General features: G+C 66.0%; 20 protein-coding genes and 3 tRNA genes. 16 read left to right on the top strand and 7 right to left on the bottom strand.

What is annotated here, in order from left to right:
* The first annotated feature begins 1 nt into the window (after position 1).
* The 8 genes from AC2IR1_RS14725 to AC2IR1_RS14690 all read left to right on the top strand — a co-directional run bounded on the left by AC2IR1_RS14725 (position 2) and on the right by AC2IR1_RS14690 (position 7,400).
* Entirely contained in the window at positions 2–667 is a 666-nt protein-coding gene (locus AC2IR1_RS14725) for an NADH:ubiquinone reductase (Na(+)-transporting) subunit D (protein WP_486472723.1), read from the top strand.
* On the top strand, positions 664–1,275 hold the full coding sequence (gene nqrE / locus AC2IR1_RS14720; RefSeq protein ID WP_486472722.1) for an NADH:ubiquinone reductase (Na(+)-transporting) subunit E: 612 nt from the start codon (positions 664–666) through the stop codon (positions 1,273–1,275). Before AC2IR1_RS14725 ends, nqrE begins: the two co-directional genes overlap by 4 nt.
* Positions 1,272–2,504: an NADH:ubiquinone reductase (Na(+)-transporting) subunit F gene (gene nqrF, locus AC2IR1_RS14715; protein ID WP_486472721.1), complete on the top strand. Its 1,233-nt coding sequence runs from the start codon at positions 1,272–1,274 to the stop codon at positions 2,502–2,504. The genes nqrE and nqrF overlap by 4 nt, the downstream gene beginning before the upstream one ends.
* Before the next feature lie 3 nt (positions 2,505–2,507).
* Complete coding sequence (locus AC2IR1_RS14710) at positions 2,508–3,494, top strand: FAD:protein FMN transferase (protein ID WP_486472720.1); 987 nt, start codon at positions 2,508–2,510, stop codon at positions 3,492–3,494.
* Positions 3,495–3,503: 9 nt separating this feature from the next.
* The gene (locus AC2IR1_RS14705) at positions 3,504–3,677 is read left to right on the top strand and encodes a hypothetical protein (RefSeq protein WP_486472719.1); all 174 of its coding nucleotides are present in this window, start codon (positions 3,504–3,506) and stop codon (positions 3,675–3,677) included.
* Entirely contained in the window at positions 3,674–4,069 is a 396-nt protein-coding gene (locus AC2IR1_RS14700) for a CBS domain-containing protein (protein ID WP_486472718.1), read from the top strand. The genes AC2IR1_RS14705 and AC2IR1_RS14700 overlap by 4 nt, the downstream gene beginning before the upstream one ends.
* A 72-nt stretch (positions 4,070–4,141) precedes the next feature.
* A complete protein-coding gene (locus AC2IR1_RS14695) occupies positions 4,142–5,392 on the top strand; it encodes an Hsp70 family protein (protein WP_486472717.1) in 1,251 nt (416 codons plus the stop codon).
* Between the two features lie 259 nt (positions 5,393–5,651).
* Entirely contained in the window at positions 5,652–7,400 is a 1,749-nt protein-coding gene (locus tag AC2IR1_RS14690) for a sugar phosphorylase (protein ID WP_486472716.1), read from the top strand.
* Between the two features lie 99 nt (positions 7,401–7,499).
* Here AC2IR1_RS14690 and AC2IR1_RS14685 read toward each other — a convergent pair whose 3' ends face one another.
* Positions 7,500–8,720 carry a glycosyltransferase family protein gene (locus AC2IR1_RS14685; RefSeq protein WP_486472715.1) on the bottom strand — a complete coding sequence of 407 codons (1,221 nt, stop codon included), beginning with the start codon at positions 8,718–8,720 and terminating at the stop codon, positions 7,500–7,502.
* A 21-nt stretch (positions 8,721–8,741) separates the two neighbouring features.
* The gene (locus tag AC2IR1_RS14680) at positions 8,742–9,518 is read right to left on the bottom strand and encodes an HAD-IIB family hydrolase (protein WP_486472714.1); all 777 of its coding nucleotides are present in this window, start codon (positions 9,516–9,518) and stop codon (positions 8,742–8,744) included.
* 49 nt (positions 9,519–9,567) lie between these two features.
* Here AC2IR1_RS14680 and AC2IR1_RS14675 point away from each other — a divergent pair.
* The 4 genes from AC2IR1_RS14675 (at position 9,568) to AC2IR1_RS14660 (ending at position 11,325) form a co-directional block, all read left to right on the top strand.
* A tRNA-Val gene (locus tag AC2IR1_RS14675) sits at positions 9,568–9,643 on the top strand.
* Between the two features lie 711 nt (positions 9,644–10,354).
* Positions 10,355–10,846, top strand: a complete 492-nt coding sequence (locus AC2IR1_RS14670; protein ID WP_486472713.1) for a flavin reductase — start codon at positions 10,355–10,357, stop codon at positions 10,844–10,846.
* A gap of 141 nt (positions 10,847–10,987) precedes the next feature.
* Positions 10,988–11,064: transfer RNA gene (locus AC2IR1_RS14665), tRNA-Asp, on the top strand.
* Positions 11,065–11,248: 184 nt separating this feature from the next.
* Positions 11,249–11,325, top strand: a tRNA-Asp gene (locus AC2IR1_RS14660).
* Positions 11,326–11,817: 492 nt separating this feature from the next.
* Here the strand turns inward: AC2IR1_RS14660 and AC2IR1_RS14655 are convergent.
* A complete protein-coding gene (locus AC2IR1_RS14655; protein ID WP_486472712.1) occupies positions 11,818–12,225 on the bottom strand; it encodes a hypothetical protein in 408 nt (135 codons plus the stop codon).
* A gap of 58 nt (positions 12,226–12,283) precedes the next feature.
* Positions 12,284–13,678 carry a M20/M25/M40 family metallo-hydrolase gene (locus AC2IR1_RS14650; protein WP_486472711.1) on the bottom strand — a complete coding sequence of 465 codons (1,395 nt, stop codon included), beginning with the start codon at positions 13,676–13,678 and terminating at the stop codon, positions 12,284–12,286.
* Positions 13,679–14,305: 627 nt separating this feature from the next.
* Between AC2IR1_RS14650 and hemA the strand changes: the two genes are divergently transcribed.
* The 4 genes from hemA (at position 14,306) to ispG (ending at position 19,408) form a co-directional block, all read left to right on the top strand.
* Positions 14,306–15,529, top strand: coding sequence for a 5-aminolevulinate synthase (hemA, locus tag AC2IR1_RS14645; RefSeq protein WP_486472710.1), 1,224 nt, complete (start codon positions 14,306–14,308; stop codon positions 15,527–15,529).
* Positions 15,530–15,959: 430 nt separating this feature from the next.
* Entirely contained in the window at positions 15,960–17,225 is a 1,266-nt protein-coding gene (locus AC2IR1_RS14640; RefSeq protein WP_486472709.1) for a helix-turn-helix domain-containing protein, read from the top strand.
* Positions 17,226–17,385: 160 nt separating this feature from the next.
* The gene (locus AC2IR1_RS14635) at positions 17,386–18,120 is read left to right on the top strand and encodes a class I SAM-dependent methyltransferase (protein WP_486472708.1); all 735 of its coding nucleotides are present in this window, start codon (positions 17,386–17,388) and stop codon (positions 18,118–18,120) included.
* 157 nt (positions 18,121–18,277) lie between these two features.
* Entirely contained in the window at positions 18,278–19,408 is a 1,131-nt protein-coding gene (gene ispG, locus AC2IR1_RS14630; protein ID WP_486472707.1) for a flavodoxin-dependent (E)-4-hydroxy-3-methylbut-2-enyl-diphosphate synthase, read from the top strand.
* A gap of 104 nt (positions 19,409–19,512) precedes the next feature.
* Here ispG and AC2IR1_RS14625 read toward each other — a convergent pair whose 3' ends face one another.
* The 3 genes from AC2IR1_RS14625 to AC2IR1_RS14615 all read right to left on the bottom strand — a co-directional run bounded on the left by AC2IR1_RS14625 (position 19,513) and on the right by AC2IR1_RS14615 (position 21,423).
* Positions 19,513–19,671 carry a hypothetical protein gene (locus AC2IR1_RS14625; protein WP_486472706.1) on the bottom strand — a complete coding sequence of 53 codons (159 nt, stop codon included), beginning with the start codon at positions 19,669–19,671 and terminating at the stop codon, positions 19,513–19,515.
* Between the two features lie 118 nt (positions 19,672–19,789).
* The gene (locus AC2IR1_RS14620) at positions 19,790–20,482 is read right to left on the bottom strand and encodes a thioredoxin domain-containing protein (protein ID WP_486472705.1); all 693 of its coding nucleotides are present in this window, start codon (positions 20,480–20,482) and stop codon (positions 19,790–19,792) included.
* A gap of 149 nt (positions 20,483–20,631) precedes the next feature.
* A complete protein-coding gene (locus AC2IR1_RS14615; protein ID WP_486472704.1) occupies positions 20,632–21,423 on the bottom strand; it encodes a DsbA family protein in 792 nt (263 codons plus the stop codon).
* Positions 21,424–21,499: the final 76 nt, after the last annotated feature.

Raw genomic sequence — 21,499 nt, 5'->3', positions numbered from 1 at the left:
CATGACCGCGCCGTCCCCCCTTTGGTCCACCTTCACGGATCCGCTGATCCGGCAAAACCCGGTGACGCTGCAGATCCTCGGTATCTGTTCCTCGCTTGCGGTCACGACTTCCTTGCCGACGGCGCTGACCATGGCCGGTTCGCTGACGGTCGTGCTGGTCCTGTCGGCGGGAATTATCAGCCTGATCCGGCGGCATATCCCGGACACCATCCGGCTGATCGTTCAGATCGTCATCGTGGCCTCGCTCGTGATCGTCATCGACCAGTTGCTGCAGGCCTACCTGTTCGAGATCAGCCGGAGCCTGTCCGTCTTCGTCAGCCTGATCACCACCAACTGCCTCGTGCTGGGGCGCACCGAAAGCTATGCCCGCCTGAACCCGCCCGTACCTGCGATGATCGACGCCTTCGGCAACGGGCTGGGCTATTCCCTGATCCTGTGCATCGTCGGCGCCTTGAGGGAGCTTTTCGGCGCAGGCAGCCTGCTTGGCATTCAGGTGCTGCCGCTGGTCGAACAGGGGGGCTGGTTCACGCCGCTTTCGCTGATGCTGCTGGCGCCCTCGGCCTTCTTCATCCTGGGGGGGCTTGTCTGGGGTATCCGCAGCATCTGGCCGGAACAGGCGGAGCCGGCTGAATTCACCGCACCGGATACGACAGAGGTGCCGGAATGAGCGCGCTCTGGTCCCTTTTCCTCTCTGCCGCTTTCGTCGAGAACCTGCCGCTTACGCTGTTTCTTGGCCTCTGCACCTTTCTGGCCCTGTCGAAACGTCCCGAGACGGCCGTGGGACTGGGCATCGCGATGATTGCGGTGATGGCGGTGACAACGCCCCTGAACCAGGTGATCTATGCCTTCCTGCTGGCGCCCGGCGCCTGGGCCTGGGCGGGCTATCCCGAGATCGACCTGTCCTATCTCGCCCTCGTTGCCTTCATCGGCGTCATCGCCGCGATCGTGCAGCTGCTCGAAATGCTGCTCGACCGGTTCATGCCGAAGGTCCACGCGGCCTTCGGGGTCTTCCTGCCACTGCTGACCGTGCAATGCGCGATCCTTGCGGGAAGCCTGTTCATGGTCGAGCGCAACTACTCCCTGGCGGAAAGTTTCGTCTTTGGCCTGGGCGGTGGCACGGGCTTTGCTGTTTCGGTCATCATGCTCAGCGCGATCCGCGCCAGGCTTGCCTATGCCGATCTGCCCGCAGGCCTGCGGGGGCTGGGCATCACCTTCGTCCTCGCCGGGCTGATGTCGCTCGGCTTTTCCTCCTTTGCCCAGATGGCCGCGCCATGACCGACGAGATCCTCCTGGCTTCCCTCATCGTTGTCCTGCTGGTCGTGGGGCTGACACTTGGCCTGCTCTTCGCCCGGCGCCGCCTGGTGCCGCAGGCGGCGATATGCGTGAGGGTCAACGGTTCAAGGGAGATCGAGGCGCAGCGCAGCGATCGCCTGCTTGGCGTGCTGCATGGGGCAGGTATCGGCATTCCGGCGGGCTGTGGCGGGTCGGGCACCTGCGGCCTGTGCCGTGTGATCGTGGACGGGGAGGGCGCCGGCGAAGCGGGCGCGACGGAACGTGGCATCCTGTCTGCGGCAGAACGCAAGGCAGGCAAGCGGCTGGCCTGCCAGACCCAGCTGCGCGGCCCCTGTTCCGTGACGGTTCCCGATGAATTCCTGTCCGGCGGCGGCGGGTTCGAATGCGAGGTCGTGTCGAACCGCATGATGGCTCCGCTGATCCGCGAACTGGTCCTTCAACTGCCGGAGGGGCATGAGTTCAATTTCCGTGCCGGCGGCTTCATGCAGCTCTCCGCCCCGGCCTACGAGCTGGACTTCTCCGCCATGCCGGTCGACGAGGCCTTCCGCGATGCCTGGCACATGGCCCGGTGGGACACGCTGGTGGCCGATGCGCTGCGCCCGGTGACCCGGGCCTATTCCATCGCGTCGCGCCCGCAGGATACCCAGGCGGGGCAGGTGGTGTTCAACATCCGCCTGGCCGTGCCACCCGCCGGGCGGGAGGAGGAAATCCCGCCAGGGCAGGTGTCCTCCTGGCTCTTTGCCCGGCAGCCGGGTGATCTGGTCCAGGTTTCGGGGCCCTTCGGGGAAATCCACGTGCAGGACACTGCAGCGGACATGGTTTTTATCGGCGGGGGCGTCGGCATGGCGCCGCTTCGGGCGATGATCCACGAACAGATCGGCCTCGGGACGGGGCGGAAGATGCGATACTTCTACGGCGCGCGTTCCGTCGCGGACCTGTTCTACGTGGAAGAGTTCGATTCCATCGCCGAGGCGCATCCGAATTTCAGCTGGATGCCGGCCCTGTCCGATCCCGCCCCCGGGGATCGCTGGACGGGCGCGACGGGCTTCATCCACGACAGTGTCCGGCGCGCGATGGCAGGACATCCCGCGCCGGAGGATTGCGAATACTACCTTTGCGGGCCGCCGGTGATGATCTCTGCCGTGCTGGCCACGCTGGAGCGGCTGGGGGTGGAGCCGCAGAACATCTTCAAGGACGATTTCGGAGGCTGAGCCATGATGAAGCAGCAAGAGCAGACCCAAAGCCGCCGCCGCTTCCTGGCGGGATCTGCGGGCACCCTGGCCCTGCTGGCGGCGCCCGGATTGCTTCGGGCGGGAGCCGGGACGGAGATCCTGCGCGGCGGCGCCTTCGGGACGCAATGGCAGGTGACCCTGCCCGCGGGGGCCGGCGTGGACCGCCTGAGGAGCCCCCTGGCCGCACTTCTGGCAGAGGTCGACAGGCAAATGTCGCCCTGGCGGCCTGACAGCGATATCTCCCGCCTCAACCGGGCCGGGGCGGGCAATTGTGCCCTGCCGGAGGAGGCGATGACGGTAACGCGCGCCGCGCTGGAGCTGGCTCGCGACAGTGGCGGGCACTTCGACCCTTCCGTGGGGCCGCTTGTCGCGCGTTGGGGGTTTGGCCCGATCCAGGGTGATCAGCGCCCCGATTGGCGCGGTTTCGCGGCGGAGGCGGGCGGTGTCGCCAAGTCGCATCCGGGGCTGACGCTGGACCTGTGCGGCATCGCGAAGGGCTATGCCCTCGATCGCATGGCAGAGCTGGTTCAGGCGGCCGGGCACGACAGTTTCGTCATCGACCTGGGTGGGGAGCTGACAGCGCGGGGCAGGCATCCCACGGGCCGTGCCTGGCATGTCGCGGTGGAAGATCCGCGCGCGGGGCAACCGGGGCTGGCGGCGGTGCTTACCCTGACACGGAGCGTTGCGACCTCGGGGGTGAAGACCCAGGGCTACGACCTGGACGGGCGGCGCTATTCCCACATAATCGATCCCCAGGCAGGCGCGCCGGTGGACGCGCGGCTCTTGTCGGTTTCGGTCCTGGGGCAAACTGCGATGCAGGCGGATGGTTGGGCCACCGCCCTGTTCGCGGCGGGCGACGCGGGGCCCGCGCTGGCACGGGCGGCCGGTCTTGATACGCTTTTCCTTTCGGCAGGGCCAAACGGCCTGCACCGGGAGGTCACCGGCGCCTTCGCGGACCATCTTGTGTAGGGGGTGGCCATGGAATTGCTTCTTGTCTTCCTGATCTTCCTGCTGGCTGCGGGGGGGCTTGCGCTTGGCCTCGCCTTCGGACGCGGACCGGTGAAGACGTCCTGCGGGGGGGCGGTGTCCTGCGGGAAGCGTGTCGCCTGTGATTTCTGTCCCAACCGCGCCAGAGAGGAGGGCGAGGCATGACGACCGAGGCCCGTGTCGCCGCCATCATGCAGACCGACTGGGTGGAGGTCACCCCCGAGATGCCAATGCGCCGCGCGGCGGCCCTGCTGGTGGAGGCCAGGGCCGCCGCAGCGGCCGTCGTGGACGAGAGCGGTATGCTGATCGGTATCCTGACCCAGAAGGACTGCTTCCGCCCCGCGCTCTACGCCTCCTACTACCAGGAATGGAAGGGCACGGTGGCCGAGAACATGACCGCAGATGCCGTGAGCGTCGCCCCCTCGGATGACCTGATCACCGCCGCCGAGGCCTTCATGCAGTGCCCCCACCGGATCTTTCCCGTGGTGGAAGATGGGCGCGTCCTTGGCATGCTGCGCCGTTCGGATGTGCTGAGCGCACTGATGGACATGGGCTGAGCCCTGCAACCTCTTGCACCGCGTCCTCCGATGCAGTAGCCCGGCAGGCTCTTCTGCTCCGGAGACCTTCCCATGACCGCTTCTTCTGCGGGCCCCGTGCTCGCCATCGACTTTGGCACCTCCAACTCCGCCGCGGCGGTTCTGGAGGGCGGAAAGATCAGGCGCATCCATATCGAAGCGGGCGAGGAAACGCTGCCGACCGCGGTCTTCTTCCCGGCAGACAGCAACCAGATGCTGATCGGGGCCGCGGCCTCGGAAGCGCTGATCGAGGGCGACGAGGGCCGCTACATGCGCGCCCTAAAGAGCGTTCTGGGCACCGGGCTTTTCCATGAAAAGCGGCTGGTTGGCGGAAAGCGGCGTACCCTGGCAGAGATCGTGACGAGCTTCCTGGTGGCCATGCGCAGCCGGGCGGAGCAGGAGACCGGGCAAGGCATGACGCGCGTCCTGTCGGGGCGGCCGGTGCATTTCCACACCGCGGATGCGGAGCGTGATGCGCGCGCCGAAGCGGACCTGCGCGGCTGCTACGAGGCGGCCGGGTTCGAAGAGATCTCCTTCATGTACGAGCCGGAGGCCGCTGCGCTGGCAAGCCTGGGTGACGGGGGGCCGGGGGCGCTTGGCCTGATCGTCGATATCGGCGGGGGCACCTCGGATTTCACGCTCTTCCGGGCAGAGGGCAACGGGATCGCGATCCTGGCAAGTCACGGGATCCGGCTGGGCGGGACGGACTTTGACCATGCCGTGTCGATGACCCATGCGATGCCGCTTCTCGGGCTGGGCGGGCAGCTGCGCCGCACCCTGGGCGAAGGGCTGTTGCCGGTGCCCAAGCCGATCTACGTGGACCTGTCGACCTGGGCGACAATCCCGTTTCTCTACAGTGCCGAAACCCGCCGCGCCGTGGCCGATATGGAAGCGCACGCGGTGGAGCCGGTTCCGATGAAGCGCCTCGCCACGGTGATCGAGGATCAACTGGGCCATGAACTGGCCTTCGCGGTTGAACGGGGCAAGATCGCCGCGAACGGGCCGGAGAAGGCTGGGCAGATCGCCATGGGCATGATCGAGCGGGGCCTGTCTGCCCGCGTCACGGCAGGGTCCGTCAACGGTGCCCTGTCGGAAGCCCGCGAGGCGCTGCGCGGTGCGATCTATGAAACGATGATGGCGGCGGGCGTGATGCCTGCTCAGGTAAGCTCGGTCATCCTCGTTGGGGGCTCCAGCCTGATGTCGATGGTGCAGGAGGAGGCGCAGGGGATCTGCCCCGGTGCGCAGCTGCGCCGGTCCGAAGCCTTTACCGCCGTGGTGGATGGCCTGGCGCTGGCAACCGCCTGACGGACAGTCATTTTCCACCCGCCCCGGGGTGGTTGTCGGCCGGGGCAGGCGACCAGAGCCCGATGTCGGTAGCCGGGGGCGGTGCGGGGCATCGTGATCGGCGGCGCGGCGTCCGCCCGATGCAGAAGCGCCCGATGCACAAGCGAAGGCCATTTCCTGTCACGCTTTGGTAGACCCGGGTGGCGGCGGGGTGCAGGATGCTTGAAAGTCGTCTCTCAATCTGTGAAGTCATGAAGACGTCACATGGAGATCATCCCACATGACCGCCGAAGCCTCCTCGACCTTTCACCACAAGCTCGAGACACTGGTCCGCCAGATCTATCCCGATCATGACGCAGAGACCCTTGCGGAGGAGCTGGCGGAGGCCTTCTGGCCCGATGGCACGACGCGCCGTCGCCGGGGCCGCGTGCCGGGCAACCGGCAGTGGTCCGAACGGGACGCCCTGGTGATCACCTACGGCAATTCGATCGTAGACGGGGTGCATAAGCCCCTCGATCTGTTGCGGGATTTCCTGCACAACCGCCTGGCCGGGGTCGTGAACGGGGTGCATATCCTGCCCTTCTTCCCCTGGACCAGCGATGACGGTTTCGCGGTCACCGACTACCGCGCGGTGAACCCGGTGCTGGGCGACTGGGCGGACATCAAGCGGATCGGATCGGAATTCCTGCTGATGTCGGACCTAGTGCTGAACCACGTGTCCTCCAGCTCTGCCTGGTTCAACGCCTACAGACAGGGGCACGAACCCTTCGACAAGTTCTTCTTCGAGGCCTCGCCCGATGACGATCTGAGCGACGTTGTCCGCCCGCGCACCCATCCGCTGCTGCGGGAGGTGAACACATCTCGCGGGGTGCGCCATGTCTGGTGCACCTTCAGCCACGACCAGGTCGACCTCGACTTTCGCAATCCGGAGGTGCTGAAGGAATTCCTGCGGGTCATGCGGCTGCACGTCGACAACGGCGTGCGGATCATCCGGCTGGATGCCGTGGCCTTCATCTGGAAGCAGATCGGCACCAAGTCGATCCACATGCCGCAGACCCATGCCATCGTGCGGCTGATGCGGCTGTTTGCCGATTTCGCGGCGGAGCCGGTGATCCTGCTGACCGAAACCAACGTGCCCAATGCCGAGAACCTCAGCTATTTCGGCAACCGGAACGAGGCGCATGCGGTCTACAACTTCTCGCTGCCGCCGCTGGTGCTGCACGCGATGCTGGCAGGGACGGCGAAGAACCTGATCCGCTGGCAGGCGACGATGCCGCCGGCGCAGCTGGGCTGTGCCTACCTCAACTTCACCGCCTCCCACGACGGGATCGGCATGCGCCCGGCCGAGGGCATCCTGAAGCCGGAGGATCAGGCGCAGATCGTTGATACGATGAAGGGTTTCGGCGGTCGCGTGTCGATGCGCGCCCTGCCGGGCGGGGGCGAGGCGCCCTATGAGCTGAACATCACCTGGTTCGAGGCGATGAAGGGGACCTTCAAGGGCGAGGATGAACACCAGGTGCAGCGGTTCCTGGCATCCCAGACACTGGTGATGGCGCTGGAAGGGATCCCGGCCTTCTACATCCATTCGCTGCTGGCCACGCCGAACGATCAGGAGGGGGTGGAGAAATCGGGCCACAACCGTGCGATCAACCGCCACCGCTGGGACTATGAGGCCCTGCAGGCGCGGCTGGACGATCCGGCGACCGACCAGCACCAGGTGCTGAAGGAAATGCGCCGCAGGATCGGTGTGCGCCGCCGCCAGCGGGCCTTCCACCCCAATGCGACGCAGTTCACCCTGCAGCTGGACGACCGCATCTTCGGCCTGTGGCGGCAGAGCCTGGACCGCGACCAGTCGATCTTTGCCCTGCACAACGTGTCGGGTGACGACATGGAAATCGACCCTATGGCGATCAACCTGATCGACGGGGAAGACTGGGTGGACCTTCTGACGGACGAGGAAATCGCCACCGGCGGCGCGCCCATCCGTTTCGCGCCCTACCAGTGCCGCTGGATCACCAACCGCGGCTAAGTCACCACAGTTCAAGGCAAAACGAAAACAGGGCAGCGGGAAGATCGCTGCCCTGTCTGCATTTCGTGACCCTGTGGAGCATGGCCCGTTGCGGGGGATCTACTTGAACTCTTCGAGGTCAGCGGCCACGGCCTTCAGCATGTCCGACATCAGGTCCGGATCCGCCGAATGCACCCGGTTCCACGTCGGGATGAAGGGTGTTTCCGACGGGTTGTCGAGGAACATGTGACCGGCCTCGATGATGTTTTCGGCGAAGAGTTCCACCGCGCCTTCTTCTGCGTGGCGGTCGATGTAGAGGCCATTGGCCTTGGCATCGTTGTAATAGCAATCCAGCAGGTCGAGGGCGGAGCGGTAGTAGGTGGCCTTCAGCGTGCGGAAGACTTCTTCGTTGAAGACGGTGCCGTCGGCGGCCAGCTTGCGGAACATGGCCTTGCAGATGTCGATCGACATGCGCGACAGGCCCTTCGTCTTGTCCTCGGGCGAGAGGTCCTGGTGCTTGTGGTCGTAGTTGTCCGCGATCTCCACCTGGCAGACAGACTTGGGGGCGAGGTTGCGCCAGGCCTCTGAAAGGACACCGATTTCCAGGCCCCAGTCCGAGGGGATGCGCAGGTCGGGCAGGATGCCGGTGCGCATCGCCATTTCGCCCGAGAGCGGGTAGCGGAAGGCGCGCAGGTAGTCGAGGTAATCGCGGTCCCCGATGGTGCGCTTCAGCGCGATCAGGATGGGGGAGACCAGCATGCGGCTGACCCGGCCATTGATCTTGTTGTTGCCGACGCGGGAATAGTAGCCCTTGGAAATCTGGTAGGGGAACGACGGGTTCGCCACCGGGTAGACCAGCCGGTTGAGCAGGTCCTTTTCGTAGGTGACGATATCGCAGTCGTGGATCGCCACGACCGAGCTGTCGGCGCAGGCGATCAGGAAGCCGAGGCAGCCCCAGACGTTCTTGCCCTTGCCGTTCTCGATCGGGCCGAGGCCGAGCGCGGTCAGGCGGTCCTGGATGGCGGTCATGCGCGGGCTGGAATTCCAGATCACCACGTGGTTCTGCGGCAGGGCCGAGAAGAATTCACGCGCGTGGCGGTACTGCTCCTCCGTCGCCTGATCGAGGCCGATGACGATGCGGTGGAGGTAGGGAACCTCCGACAACTCCTTGATGATATTGGGCAGCGCATCGCCTTCCAGCTCTGAATAGAGGGAGGGCAGGACGAGGGAAATCTTCCGGCTGGCGCCGTAGCTGGTCAGTTCGCGTGTGATATCCTCCGACGAGCGGGTGCGCAGGTTGTGGATGGTGGCAATATTGCCGTTCTGGTGAAAGTCAGCCACCTAAGGGCCCCCCGTGGTCAGTCAGGTCAGTCTGGATATTAACTTCAGCATCATTTCATTCCAGCCCGAAGGGCCGGGTTTGGTGCTGCGCAGGATGGCGCCGTCGCGTTCGCCCTTCAGTTCGGGCAGCGGGGCGCCGTGCGGATTGGCTATGATCACGCCGATGTCGGCATGTTCCAGCATTTCCCGGTCGTTCGGGGCATCGCCCAGGGCAATGGAATGCGGCGCGCCGAAGAGGGCTGCGGCTTCATCCATGCGGTCGGCCTTGGTGCCGCCGAAGGACAGCGTGAGGTAGCGACCGCCGCGGCGGGCGGTGATGCCAAGGGTCGACAGGGCCTCGATGAAGGCGGTCTTTTCCTCGTGGCTGCCGGTCCAGATGCCGGGTTCGGAGTAGGCGCGCTGACAGGCCATGCGGGCCTTGTGTTCCGGCAGGCCTGCATCCTCCATCACGCCTTCGGGACCCATGTCCCCGAAACCGTTGAATTTTTCACGCAGGGCCGGATCAACCTCTTCCAGCAGGGCCCGCAGGCGCAGGTAGGTTTCGCCACGTTCGGGCGGAGCCTCCTTCGGCATCAGCAGGCCTGCGCCATTTTCCACGATGGCCGGCGCGGCCGACAGGCGCAGTTCGTCCCGCAGGGCGTGGATTTCCGGCCCGGTCTTGGACGAGGCCAGCACGACCGGCACATTGCGCGCCCGAAGCTGTGCCAGGGCGGGCAGGGCGGCGGCGTAGGCATAGTCCTCATGGTCGAGGAGGGTGCCGTCGAGGTCGGTGAATACGATGAATGGAGGATTTGTCATGTCACCCCCTTGCGTCCCCTGCACGGCTTGGAGTAATTCGGCGGCCGGCGGGTGATTAGCTCAGTTGGTAGAGCGCTTCGTTTACACCGAAGATGTCGGGGGTTCGAGTCCCTCATCACCCACCAGGTCTTCACAACACAACACATGTAATCGTCCTTCGGCCTCCGACGGGACAATACGCGCGGCACCCGGAAGCCGTGGGGGCCGTTCGGCGGAACCGGTGCTTGCTGCCCGGGATCCGCTTCCCATTAGTGGCAGATGCCGCGGGGGGAGAAAACATCTGTTGTTTAAATTCGCGCCGGGCGACCGGGGCGGCCGGAGGTGTTCGGGGGCAATTTCCCGGGAGCGGGCCTGTAGGGGAAGGGATTTCCGGCCGCCGGAAAAGTGCACAAATCCTGAGCGGCGGAGACATGCAGGCGTTGGGATGCCCCGGGTAAAGGCGGGAAGCATGAGCACTTCCAGTGCCGCGGTCGGTCGGGGATCCAACTGATATCAAAGGTGGAATTTTCGCCACCGTTGAAAGGTGGGCGCTGGCTGACGGGCTGCCGAGATATATGTGTACGTATGGATTTCGGGCGGAAGCGGAGCTGTGGAGCCGTTCGGGAGGCTGGAGGCGGGCCGCCTGTGGGGCGATGGGGGAGGACCAACCTGGTGCCTGCGCGCGTCGGGGCGCTGGCGTGGACATGACAGGTTGAGGGGGAGGTTAGCGGCAATCCTTTCTGAAACCTTTGCGCTGGCGCACGATCGGTCGCGCGCAGGAGAGGCTGGACTTGACCGTCGATCCGTCGCTTCTTCGGAAAGAGGGCCCTGAGGGGCACAGAGGAAAGGAGAGGGCGATGAGCTATCCCCATGTCAGCAAGGAAGAGTTCCGCAACGGCATGGCCTGCCTGGCGGGCGCGGTGAACATCGTGACCACCGACGGGCCGGCAGGGCGGGCAGGCTTCACCGCCTCGGCCGTCTGTTCGGTGACGGACACGCCGCCGACCCTGCTGGTCTGCCTGAACCGGGCGTCTTCCGCCGCGCCGGCCTTCCTGGGCAACCCGGTGCTTTGCGTGAACACCGTGGGCCCCGTGCACGAGGATCTGGCGATGCGGTTCGGCGGTCGCACCCCGATGGAGGCGCGGTTCGAGGGCGCGGGCTGGTCCAGCCTGGTGACCGGCGCGCCGGTGCTGGAAGGGGCGGTGGCCTCTTTCGACTGCCAGGTGTCGGAGCGCCGCACCATCGGCACGCATGAGGTGATCTTTGCCGAGATCGTGGGCCTGCGCAGCCAGGCCGATGCCCCGGTTTCCGCCTGGTTCGCCCGACGGTTCCACGCGCTGCCCGGTTGAACCCGGCGGCCGGGGGTGACGGCAGGAAATCGCGGGTTTGTCTGCGTCTTTCCAAGGGCTTGCATGTTTTTTCGAAAGCATGGGTTTTTCCTGCTTGACGCCTCCGGCCCCTCCGCATAGAACGCCCCCCACGGTGAGAGAGCGGTTGTAGCTCAGCTGGTTAGAGTGCCGGCCTGTCACGCCGGAGGTCGCGGGTTCGAGCCCCGTCAACCGCGCCATCACCGTCCTAGAAAGCGCCCCCTTTTGGGGGCGTTTTTTGCGTTTGGGCCCAGGCCTTTGGCGGGAAAACCCCGTGGGAAGGGCGGCGCGGGGAGGCGCGGAAAAAAGACGGGGCCGGGGGGCGTTTTTCGTGCATTTTCCCATTGACGGGATCGGGGGCTATAAGTATTCCACCCCTCACGCGCGGTTGTAGCTCAGCTGGTTAGAGTGCCGGCCTGTCACGCCGGAGGTCGCGGGTTCGAGCCCCGTCAACCGCGCCACTTCTACCCCATCAGTGACACGATGAAACGCCCCCTTGTGGGGCGTTTGTCGTTTCTGGGTCCTGGTTTGGGGCCGAGTTTGCGTATGGGCCCGGGGTTGAGCCCGGGGCGTCCGGGGCCGGGTTTTCGGCGTGCCGGTGGAGCCTGGGCGCAGGCGAGTGGCGGGCGTGAGCCGGTGGCGGGGTTAACCCCGCCCTACGGCTGCGAACCCCACGTCGGTACTGCAGTGCAGCGACTCGGCGCGAAAACCCGGGTTAATCGCTGAAAAACCTCGAAAATCGCGATGTCGGTATCACGTCGGTATTACGTCGGTATCGCGTCGGTGCGTTTTGGCGCGCGAAGGCGAAGGTTAAGGGGGCGTGCGGTGGGTGTGAGGTTTGGGGGCCGCGCGATGTGGGGGATGGTGTGGGGGATGGTGGATTGGCATCCACCCAACGGGCGCTTGTAGGGTGGATGCCAATCCACCTTTGGGCGGGTGATCAGGAGCCGTGATCAGGGGCGGGAGTGCAGGTCGGCATAGGTGAACCCGTCGGGCCAGGTGCCGATCCAGAGCCAGCGCTTGCGGTGCTGGAGCTGGTAGAGCACGTGGTCGAGATGCGCCACGTCGAGCCAGAGCCGGATCGTCTGATCCGCGTCCTTGTAATAGGGCGCCTTCAGGTCTTCGGGCCGGCGGAACCGCAGGATGCCGCGGGTGGCCTGGGAGTTGGGGGTGGCGATGCCCGTCAGCTCTATCTGGGAGAGGCCGCGCAGCGCGGGCGCGGCCTCTGTCCCGGTGGTATGGATCATGTCCTGCACCAGCATGATTTCACGCCGCACGTCGGCCACGCTCGCGGAGGCATAGGGCTCCGCCTCTATGGCATGCAGGCGGGCGTCGATCTCTTCCTCGATATTGAGTGCCATGGCGTCTTTCCTCCGGATCCAGGCGAGTTGCCGGGGCCGGGGAAAGACGCGGGGAGGTTCAGCGGCTCAGCGCGTCCAGCACACGGGCCCAGCTGCGGATTCCATGATGGAAGGAGTTAAGATCGTATTTCTCGTTGGGCGAATGCAGGGCGTCATCTTCCAGTCCGAAGCCGATCAGCATGGCATTCATGTCGAGGATTTTCTTGAAATGCCCCGCAATCGGGATCGAGCCGCCGCAGCCGATGTAGGCGGCGGTGCTGGGCCATTCGTCGGTCAGGGCGCCGCGGGCCTTTTCGAAGGCCGGATCGGAGATATCCATCTGGCTGGCCATGGAGGCGCCGTGCGCCTTGAATTCGACCTTGCAGTCGGCGGGCAGCAGGGACTGGACGTAGGCGCGGAAGTTCTCCCGGATCTTCAGCGGGTCCTGGGTGCCCACGAGGCGGAAGGAGATCTTGGCGTGGGCCTTGGAGGGCAGCACGGTCTTGAACCCTTCGGAGGTGTAGCCGCCCCAGATCCCGTTCACTTCGCAGGTGGGGCGGGACCAGACCATTTCCAGCGGCGTTCGATCCTGTTCGCCGGCGGGCACCGAGAGCCCCACGTCGCCCAGGAACTGGCCCGCGTCGAAGCCGAGGCCGTCCCACTGGGACATCAGCTCTGCCGGGAGTTCCGGCACACCGTCGTAGAAGCCGGGGATGGTGATGCGGCCCTCGTCGTCATGCAGCGCGGCGATGACCTTGGACAGGGCGCGGATCGGGTTCATGGCTGCGCCACCGTAGAAGCCCGAATGCAGGTCCTTGTCGGGGCCGGTCACCGTCAGCTCCTCGCCCAGCATGCCGCGCAGCATGGTGACGATGGCGGGCGTTTCGGGGTCGAACATGGCGGTGTCGCAGATCAGCGCGAAGTCGGCTTTCAGCTCCTCCGCGTTCTCCTTCATGTAGGGCACGAGGGAGGGGGAACCGCTTTCCTCCTCTCCTTCGAAGAAGAAGGTGATGCGGCAGGGCAGGGCGCCGTGTTCCCGCGTCCAGGCGCGGCAGGCCTCGACGAAGGTCATCAGCTGGCCCTTGTCGTCGGAGGAGCCGCGACCGCGGATGACGCGGCCCTTGGCGGTATCCTGGATCTCCGGCTCGAACGGGGGCTTGTCCCAGAGGTTCAGCGGGTCGACCGGCTGCACGTCGTAGTGGCCGTAGAAGAGGAGGTGGGGGACGTCATCGCCCTCGGGGCCGACGTGGCCGACGACCATCGGGTGCCCGGGGGTGGGCCGCTTGGAAACATCGGCGCCGATGGAGGTGAGATCGGCCACCAGCCAGTCGGCGGCGGTTTCACAATCGGCCTTGTAGGTCGGATCGGTGGAGATCGACGGGATACGCAGGAGTTCCATCAGCCGTTCGGTGGCGGCGGAAAGATCGGAGTCGATGCGGGAGAGCACTGGCTCCAGCTGGGATTCGGCGGACATGGGGGGGCTCCTTCAATTGCTCGCGCGAAACCTAGCAAAGGGCGGGGGCTTGTCCAGCAGCCAACGGGACGCAGCGGCCGGGATGCCTTCGGCGGGGCCGCTGAGGGGTGGCAAAAACCCCGGTCGGGCGGAGCCGGCCGGGGGTGAAAGGGTGTGGTGATCGAAAAGGTGAAGAAAAAATACCTCAAGTACTTGTGAAAAGATGCCACGGGTCGGGCCCATCCCGTAGTAGAAACGGTGGCGAGGAGGAACGCAAAGCCCTTTGCCGCTTGATCCGGCAGGGCTTTTGACTGTCTGGATGAACTTTTGGCAGACTGTGGATCTCGCTTTTTGTTGCTTGACCCATGTCAAAGTTGCCGGACGCGTCATTTTGTAACGCTCTCCTATGGGAGTGATGAACTTATTTTCATTCCAAAGTCGGGAGGGCGATGGTAGACCCGAACCGCCCGAGGGGTGAAAACCCGGGGGGAGGACCCGAGGCGGCCCGCCGTGAGGCGGACCAGGAAACGACGGACCGAGGACAGAGGGGACCCCCATGGAAGGGTCCCGCATTCGAGCGAAGAAACGCGCAAAGACGACCGGCAGCGGCCCGCCAAGGTGTATACGAAGCAAGGAAAGACCAAGCCCGTGACTTACGAAGCCCAACTGGACCAGGCACTCGGCAAGCTGCACGAAGAGGGACGCTACCGGACCTTTATCGATATCGTCCGCCACAAGGGACGTTTCCCCCACGCCACCTGGCGCCGTCCCGACGGGACCGAGACGCCGGTGACCGTGTGGTGCGGCAATGACTACCTGGGCATGGGGCAGCACCCGGTGGTGCTGGAGGCCATGCATGATGCCATCGACACCGCGGGTGCGGGGTCGGGCGGTACGCGCAACATCTCCGGCACGACGCTCTATCACAAGGCGCTGGAGGCGGAGATCGCCGACCTGCACCAGAAGGAAGCGGCGCTGGTCTTCACCTCTGCCTATGTCGCCAATGACGCCACGCTGTCGACCCTGCCGAAGCTGTTCCCGGGCCTGATCATCTACTCGGACGAGCTGAACCATGCCTCGATGATCGAGGGCGTGCGGCGCAACGGTGGTGCCAAGCGGATCTTCCGCCACAACGACGTGGAACACCTGCGCGAGCTGCTGGAGGCCGACGATCCCGCCGCGCCGAAGCTGATCGCCTTTGAATCCGTCTACTCCATGGACGGCGATTTCGGCCGCATCGACGAGATCTGCGACCTGGCCGAGGAATTCAACGCGCTGACCTATATCGACGAGGTCCACGCGGTCGGCATGTACGGCCCGCGCGGCGGCGGCGTCACCGAGCGTGACAACAACGTCCACCGGATCGACATCGTCAACGGCACCATGGCCAAGGCCTTTGGCGTGCTGGGCGGCTACATCGCGGCCTCGGCCAAGATGGTCGATGCCATCCGCAGCTATGCGCCGGGCTTCATCTTCTCCAGCTCGATCCCGCCGGCGGTTGCCGCAGGCTGCGCGGCTTCGATCAAGCACCTGAAGACCGACCAGGCGCTGCGCGACAAGCACCAGGAGGGCGCCGCCATCCTGAAGACCCGCTTCAAGGCGCTGGGCCTGCCGCTGATCGACCATGGCAGCCACATCGTGCCCGTCATCGTCGGCAACCCGGTCCACACCAAGATGCTGTCGGACATGCTGCTGGAAGATCACGGCATCTACGTTCAGCCGATCAACTTCCCCACCGTGAAGCGCGGCACCGAGCGCCTGCGCTTCACCCCCAGCCCCGTGCACGGCCCGCTGGAGACCGAGAAGCTGATCCGTGCCATGGATACGCTGTGGTCCCACTGCGCCCTGAACCGGCAGGAACTGGCGGGCTGATCACCTGTCCGGGCCTGAGTGATCGGGCCCGTTCCGGGATGCCGCACCACCTGGCAAGATATACAGACCCCCGCACCGGAAACGGCGCGGGGGTTTTTCGTGTCGTGGTCTGGTCGGAGCGTCGGGGGCCTTGCGCCAAGTCTGCCGCGTGGGGGGCGGGGCGCCATGCCCGCGGCCGTGGGGTGGCTGGGGGGGGATCGGGGCCGGATCCTTGCCAAGGGCGTTCGGCGGGTGGCTGCCGGTCGCGATCACGACCGGGCGCGTAAACGTTAACGTGTGTGCTGTGAGCTTGGCGAAAGAACGCCTAAATATGGCGGATGACGCGCCTTGGCCGCACCAAATAGCTTGAAACATGTTACCGTCTTCTAAACAAAGAAGAGGATCCGAATCGGGGGATTTCGGACTTCCGTAAGGCAGATGGGGCAGCGGGATGATGCGGCGGAGACAGCCTGTCAAAGACCAGGCTAACACCGAACCTAAAGGTTTCGACGATTTCGAACTACGCCTCGGCGACATGATGCGCGGCGAGCGGGCCACCCTTGGCAAGTCGCTGCTGGATGTTCAGCGCGAATTGCGGATCAAGGCAAATTACATTGCCGCGATCGAGAATGCCGATCCCGATGCCTTCGATACGCCGGGCTTCATTGCCGGTTACGTGCGGTCCTACGCGCGTTACCTGGGCCTGCCCCCGGACGAGATCTATGCCAAGTTCTGCGCCGAAAGCGGGTTCACCACCGCCCATGGCATGTCGGCCGAGGCCTCCTCGCGCTCCAAGCCGGAGCAGCGGGTCGAGAGCCGGAAGGCAAAGCGCGGCAGCGACCCCTTCACCGATCCCAACACCCCGTTCATCCCGCAGGGCGAAAGCTGGCTGTCGAAGATCGAACCGGCGGCTGTCGGCTCCTCCCTGGTGCTGCTGGCGGTGATCGGCGGGCTGGCCTATGGCGGCTATGCCGTGCTGAACGAAGTGCAGCGCGTGCGCTTTGCCCCGGTCGAGAATACCCCGGACGTGCTGGCGGACCTGGATCCGCTGGCAGGCGCCACCCGCGTGGTGGAGGACCCGGTCCAGAGCGCCGATGCGGCCTCTGGCGTGTTCAACCCGCCGAGCGACGGGATGGACCGGCTCTACCGGCCCAAGGCGCTGGACGTGCCGGTGGTGGTTTCGCGCGATGCGCCGATTTCCACGCTGAACCCTTCGCAGGTCGGCACCTTTGCCAGCGCCGGTGCGCCGTCGCTGCCCAGCCCGGAAACGGGCGTGGTGAGCGAGGAAGACCGTGCTGTCGCCATGGCCCTGGGGCTGGACGGCGGCGATGCAGGGGCCGAAGCGACGCCGACGAGCCCGCAGGTCGTGGCCGCGGCCAAGCCGGGTGTCTCCCTCGTGGCCGTGCGCCCCGCCTGGGTGCGGGTGCAGGGATCCGACGGGACGATCCTGTTCGAGAAGATCCTGGACGCGGGCGAGAGCTACAAGCTGCCCAATACCGAAGAGGCGCCGGTGCTGCGCGCGGGCATGTCCGGGTCGATCTACTTCCAGGTGGACGGGCAGCTTTACGGCCCGGCCGGGCAGGGCACCAATACCATTCGCAATGTCGCGCTGTCGGTGGATGATCTGAAGACCAACTACGCCCTGGCGGATCTGTCGCTGGATCCCGAGGCGGAGAAGATGATCGCCGTGGCCGAGGCAGACGTGGTGGCCGACTGAGGCCCCGCTTCGAGGTCCCTCTCGGGCCGCCAGACCTGATTTCCAGCAAGCGCCCGGGCCCATGGTCCGGGCGTTTTGCCGTCCTGTCACCGAAGGTTCACTTGATGCGCCCCGCGGTGCGGCCTAGACGGGCGCCCTTGCGAAGGGTGAGGGCAGGGTGATGAGCGGAAATAATGGCTGGGATGCCTCTGCCGGGGCCTGGATGGCCGCGCAGGGAGAGGCAGGGGATTTCGCGCGCCAGTTCGTGCTGGACCGGGTGATGCTGGGCCGGATCAGGGGCCGATTTGGGGGCCGGGTTCAGGAGCAGGGCCATCTGGCCGCGCTGGATGTCGGCTGTGGCGAGGGTCGGTTTGCGCGGGTGATGGCGGCGGAGGGGCTGGAGGTCACGGGGCTGGAGCCAGTGGAGGCGCTGCGGGCGCGGGCGCAGGCGCTGGATCCGGGCGGGCGCTACATCGCCGGGCGGGCCGAGGCGATGCCATTTCCGGCGGAATGCTTTGACCTGGTGGTGAGCTACCTGACCCTGATCGATATCGACGGCCTGGAAGATGCGGTGGCGGAGATGGCGCGGGTGCTGCGCCCCGGCGGCAGCCTGCTGATTGCCAACCTCAACCCGATGGTGACTGCCGGACACTGGGTGAAGGACGCACAGGGCCGGCGGCTGCACTACGCGATCGACAACTACCTGGAGGCCCGGGCGGAATGGCAGGAATGGGCGGGCATCCGGATCCTGAACTGGCATCGCCCGATGGAGGATTACATGAAGGCGCTGCTGGCGCAGGGGCTGCACCTGCTGCATTTCGAGGAACCCGCGCCCCATGGTGGCGATCCGGCCCGGGTGGCCCGGCTGCGGCGCATGCCCTGGTTTCATGTCATGGAGTGGCGCAAGCCGCAGTGATGGCAGCAGTGATGGCCGGGGGCAATGTGACGGGGGGGGCGGCACTGGTCGCGCGGGGCCTGTGCACCTATCTGTAAGCTGCGCGCCGGGCGGCGCATTGCACCCCTTCGCCCACTGTCGTATCCCTGCCGCACAGCGCAACGAGAAGGCCTGTCCCATGTCGCATAATCCCGTCCGTCCCTGGCGCAACATCGACCGGCGCGAGAGCCGCCGCATCATGGTGGGCAATGTGCCCGTGGGGGGCGGTGCTCCGATCTCGGTCCAGACGATGACCAATACGGTGACGACCGATGTGAAGGGCACGCTGGACCAGATCATCCGCGCGGCCGAGGCCGGGGCGGATATCGTCCGGGTGTCCGTGCCCGACGAGGCGAGCGCCCGCGCGATGAAGGAGATCTGCCGCGAGAGCCCCGTGCCGATCGTGGCCGACATCCATTTCCACTACAAGCGTGGCATCGAGGCGGCAGAGGCGGGTGCGGCCTGCCTGCGGATCAACCCCGGCAACATCGGCGATGAAAAGCGCGTGGCCGAGGTGATCAAGGCCGCCAAGGACCACAACTGTTCCATCCGCATCGGCGTCAACGCCGGGTCGCTGGAAAAGCACCTGCTGGAAAAATATGGCGAGCCCTGCCCGGATGCGATGGTGGAGTCGGGTCTGGATCACATCAAGATCCTGCAGGACCATGATTTCCACGAGTTCAAGATCAGCGTGAAGGCCTCTGACGTCTTCATGGCCGCCGCCGCCTACCAGATGCTGGCGGAGCAGACCGATGCGCCGATCCACCTCGGCATCACCGAGGCGGGCGGGCTGACTTCTGGCACGATCAAGAGTGCGATCGGCATGGGCAACCTGCTGTGGATGGGGATCGGTGACACCCTGCGCGTGAGCCTTTCCGCCGATCCGGTGGAAGAGGTGAAGGTGGGCTACGAGATCCTGAAGAGCCTCGGCCTGCGCCACCGGGGCGTGAACATCATCAGCTGCCCCAGCTGCGCGCGGCAGGGCTTCGACGTGATCAAGACGGTCGAGACGCTGGAAAAGCGGCTGGAGCACATCAAGACGCCGATGTCGCTGTCGATCATCGGCTGCGTCGTCAACGGCCCCGGCGAGGCGCTGATGACCGACGTCGGCTTCACCGGTGGTGGTGCGGGCAGCGGGATGGTCTATCTGGCGGGCAAGGCCAGCCACAAGATGAGCAATGCCCAGATGATCGACCATATCGTCGAGGAAGTGGAAAAACGCGCCGAGGCGATCGAGACCGGCGCGGTGGAAGCGCAGGCCGCCGAATAGGCGCGCCGGGCCGGGTCAGGTCGGGCGCAAGACCCTGCGCGGGGTCCATGTCTGGTGAGGGGGGATCCGGGCGTGCCCGCGCGGGGCGCCCCTGATCAGCCCGATCAACTGCCCTTGAGCAACAGCAGGACGATCAGCAGTCCGATGGCGATGCCGAAAAGGGCCTTGCCCAGCTGCCAGAGGGCCAAGGGCAAGAGCACCAGAAGGTCCAGGAGCCGGTCGGAGAACCGCCGGGGCCTGTTCGGAGTTGCATCAGATTCCATCTGGCAACCTTAGCACGAATTTTGTCGGGTGGGATAGGCGCAGGCATGAAGATGCGGCGGCGGCGCAGGATCGCCGATGGCGCGCCGCGCCGGTGCGGAAATCCTGCTGTAATGGCCGTCATTCGCCCAGGTAGCGCCGCAGCACGACCGCAGGCATGGCACCCCGGATCAGTCTGTCGGGCATGACGTAGGAAGGGGCCGTGTCCAGGTCCAGCTGGCGGGCGAGGGTGGCTTCGGCCTCTACCTCGTTGCGGACCTCTGCACTGTTGGCGGCGGCGGTGAGCGAGGCGGTGTCTTCGCCCAGGGCGTCCAGCACGCGGGCCGGATCGCTGTCCGGGGCCTGGGCCAGGGCGGCGCGGAAGGCACCCGCCGCGGCGGGGCCCCTGGCATCCAGAAGGGCGCGTTCCAGCAGGTCGGCCGGGCGATCGGTCAGGCTGCGCAGTTCCACCCGAAGGCCGGGCATGTCCTGGGCCAGCTGTTGCAGCGCCTGTTCCGCGGCGAAGCATGCGGCGCAGGCGGCGGAGGTGAACAGGGTGATCGCCGCGGGCCCGTCCGCGCCGAACCCGCGCGGCGAGGGCGCGAAGAGCGCATCGCGATTGGCACCGATCCCGTCCAGGTCCCCGGCGATTTCGGCAGAAAGATCGGAGGCGGCATCTTCGGCCATCAGGCGGCGCGCCTCGGCGCGGGTTTCCTCTATCAACTCCGGATGGGAGAGCAGGAGGGCGCGCATTTCTGCCGCGAAGAGCCCGGGCGAGGCGGAGAGTTTTTGCCAGAGGCCCGGTGTGCTGTCCTGTGTGCTCTGTTGGGCCATGGCGGGGGCGGGCGAGAGCGCGGGCCAAAGTGGCGGGAGCGCCAGGAGGGCCGTGAGCAGCATGCGGCAGGCGGGGGTGTGCCCCCGCCGCTGTGGCCGCCTCCGGCCCTGCCGGGGCTGCACGGCCGCGGGTCGACCGGAGGGGCGGCTCATTTGTCGCGCAGCTCCGCCACGATGGAGCGCATGCCGTCGAGCGGCACGTAGCCGGGCAGGACGGTGCCGGGCAGCACGAAGGTGGGCGTGCCGGAGATTTGCAGCGTCTGCGCCAGGGCGCGGTTGGCCTGGATTTCCTGGTTGATGCGCGGATCGTCGAGCGCGTCGATCACCGGCGCCGGTTCGATCCCCAGGCTGCTGAGAAGGCGGGTCATCGAGACCTCGTCATAGCCGCCGTTGTAGGCCATCAGCGCGTCATGCATGGCCTTGTAGGCATCGTCGCCCGCGACCAGGCGGGTGGCGATTGCCACGCGGGAGGCCGCGACGCTGTCGTCGCCCAGGATCGGGAATTCCTTCAGCACGAAACGGATGTTGCCATCACTGCCGACCAGTTCCTCGACCTCTTCGAAGGCCTTGCGGCAGTAGCCGCAGCGATAGTCCATGAACTCCACCAGGGTGATGTCCCCTTCGGTGTTGCCGCCGGTCCAGGAATAGCCGTCGTTGAAGAGCGCGTCCTGGTTGGCGGCGATCATATCGACCTGGGCCGCTTCCTGCTGCTGCGCCTGACGGTCCTGCAGGACCTGGATGGCTTCCATCAGGACTTCGGGATGTTCGAGGAGGTAGGCGCGGACCTCGGCCCGGAACTGGTCCCGTTCGGCGCCGGTCAGCGGCGTGGTGCCGGGGATGCTTTCCTGTGCGAGGGCAGGGCCCTGGGGCAGGAAGAGCGCGGCGCCCATGGCGAGGGCTGCGGTTGCGGCCAGGAACGGGCGGGAGGTGCGGTGGGACATCATCGTTCTTTCTCAGGGTAGGTGTCTGGCATCAGGTAGGTGCGGGCATCAGGGTAGGTGTCTGGCGTCAGGCGCG

The organism is Pseudooceanicola sp. NS-SX8 (assembly GCF_057380755.1).
The sequence above is the reverse complement of the archived record's forward strand: the minus strand, read 5'-3'. Positions and strand labels throughout refer to the sequence as shown.